At 65.7% G+C, this 1,912-nt stretch carries 3 protein-coding genes; 2 read left to right on the top strand and 1 reads right to left on the bottom strand.

Features of this window, described 5'->3' with window-relative positions; all coding sequences use genetic code 11:
- Window positions 1–1,169, bottom strand: a 1,169-nt coding sequence (locus tag EN939_RS32310; protein WP_127271599.1) for a DEAD/DEAH box helicase, incomplete at its 3' end; no start/stop codon positions are given.
- Window positions 1,170–1,261: 92 nt separating this feature from the next.
- Here EN939_RS32310 and EN939_RS32305 point away from each other — a divergent pair.
- Complete coding sequence (locus tag EN939_RS32305) at window positions 1,262–1,549, top strand: succinate dehydrogenase assembly factor 2 (RefSeq protein WP_027036782.1); 288 nt, start codon at window positions 1,262–1,264, stop codon at window positions 1,547–1,549.
- 71 nt (window positions 1,550–1,620) lie between these two features.
- On the top strand, window positions 1,621–1,912 hold a 292-nt coding region (locus EN939_RS32300), incomplete at its 3' end, for a hypothetical protein (protein WP_164751428.1).

Genomic DNA, 1,912 nt, shown 5'->3' with positions numbered 1-1,912 from the left:
TCCTGGAACAGCGCATGGGTGCCGACCACGATGTCGATCTCGCCGCTTGCCAGGCCGGCCAGCGTATCCGCGCGTTCGCGGCCCTTTTCGCGGCCGGTGAGGATGGCAATGCGCAGCCCGACCTTGGCGGCAAGCGGCGTGATGGTCGCCAGATGCTGGCGCGCCAGGATTTCGGTCGGCGCCATCAGTGCTGCCTGGCCGCCGGCCTCGACGGCGCGCGCCATGGCCAGCAGCGCGACGACCGTCTTGCCGGAGCCGACATCGCCCTGCAGGAGCCGCAGCATGCGCTCGGGATCGGCAAGGTCGGCATTGATTTCGGCCAGCGCGAACTCCTGGCTCGATGTCAGCGAGTAGGGCAGTGCGGCCCTCAGTTTTTCGACGATGCGGCCGTCGCCGACCAGGGGACGGCCGGACAGGCGGCGGACTTTCGCCCGCACCAGCGCCAGCGAGACCTGGCCCGCCAGCAGCTCGTCATAGGCCAGGCGCCGCCAGGCAGCGCCATCGATGGAGACATCGATCGGGTCGGCCGGATTGTGGATGCGGGCGAGCGCATCGGCAAAGGCCGCAAAGGTGTGCCGGCGCATGAAGGCGCCGTCCTGCCATTCGGGAAATTCAGGCACACGCGCCAGCGCCTGGCCGATCGCCCGGCGCAGCACCTTGCCCGAGAGCCCGGCTGTCAGGGGATAGACCGGTTCGACCAGCGGCAGGTTTTCCGCCTCGCTGGCCAGCGCAATATGGTCGGGGTGGACCATGCTCGGGCGGCCATTGAACCATTCCATGCGGCCCGAGACCACGACATGCTCGCCCTCGGGCATCGCCTTTTCGAGATAGGAAGCGTGAGCATGGAAGAAGGTCAGCGCGATCTCGCCGGTGTCGTCATGGGCGAAGACGCGGTAAGGCACCGACCTGTTGCCGCGCGGCGGCGGCTGGTGGCGGTCGATGCGCACCTCCAGCGTCACGATTTGGCCTTCCGCGGATCCTGCGATGCCCGGGCGGCTGCGCCGGTCGATGACGGTGTGCGGCAGCACGAACAGAAGGTCGCCCGCGCGGGCGGGGCGGTCACCCAGATCGGCCGGGACAACCTTCTCGATCAGCGCGCCGACTTTCGGTCCGACGCCTGCAAGCGACGTGATCGGTACAAACAAGGGATCGAGGATGGTCGGGCGCATGATGTCAGCTTATGTTGCGATGGCGGCAGCGCAAGGCTGACAGCCCCTTCTATCCACGCTATATGCGCCGCAGCAAGCAAGGATGCGGCACGATGACCGGAACGACGAGATCAAGCGAGGGGCTCGACGTCCGCCGCCGCAAGCTTCTGTTTCGCTCCTGGCATCGCGGCATGCGCGAGATGGACCTGATCCTCGGCACTTTCGCCGACGCTGAGATCGGCGCCTTGACGGCCGAGGAAATCGACCAATATGAGAGGCTCCTCGACATTCCCGATACCGAATTCCTGCCCATGGTCACCGGCGAACGCCCGGTGCCGGCCGATATCGATTGTGCCGTCCTGCAAAAGATCCTGGCTTTCCGCCATTCTCTGACATTCTGAACACAAGCAATTCCAGGAAAAGTGCAAAGCGCTTCCCCTAGTGAATTGCGATAAAACAAGACCGTGATTTCATGAGCCTCATTCCCACCATCGGTTTGCCGAAAGACCGCGCCGGCCAGTTCATCGTCGACGGCGTCGCTGATGGCTATGAAGCCTTTGCGCTGGTGCAGGCGGCACTCGAGATCGCGCCCGACAAGCCGGTTCTGTTCGTCGCGCGCGACGGTCAGCGCCTGCCGGCGATCGTTGAGGCGCTGTCTTTCGCTGCCCCCGGCCTGCCGGTGCTGCAACTGCCGGCGTGGGATTGTCTGCCCTACGACCGCGTCTCGCCCGGTTCGGATGCTGCCGCCAAGCGCCTCGATGCGC

It is taken from the genome of Mesorhizobium sp. M7A.F.Ca.CA.002.05.1.1, from assembly GCF_003998335.1.
In the GTDB taxonomy this organism is placed as follows: Bacteria; Pseudomonadota; Alphaproteobacteria; order Rhizobiales; family Rhizobiaceae; genus Mesorhizobium.
This window is presented reverse-complemented; position numbering and strand designations above follow the sequence as displayed.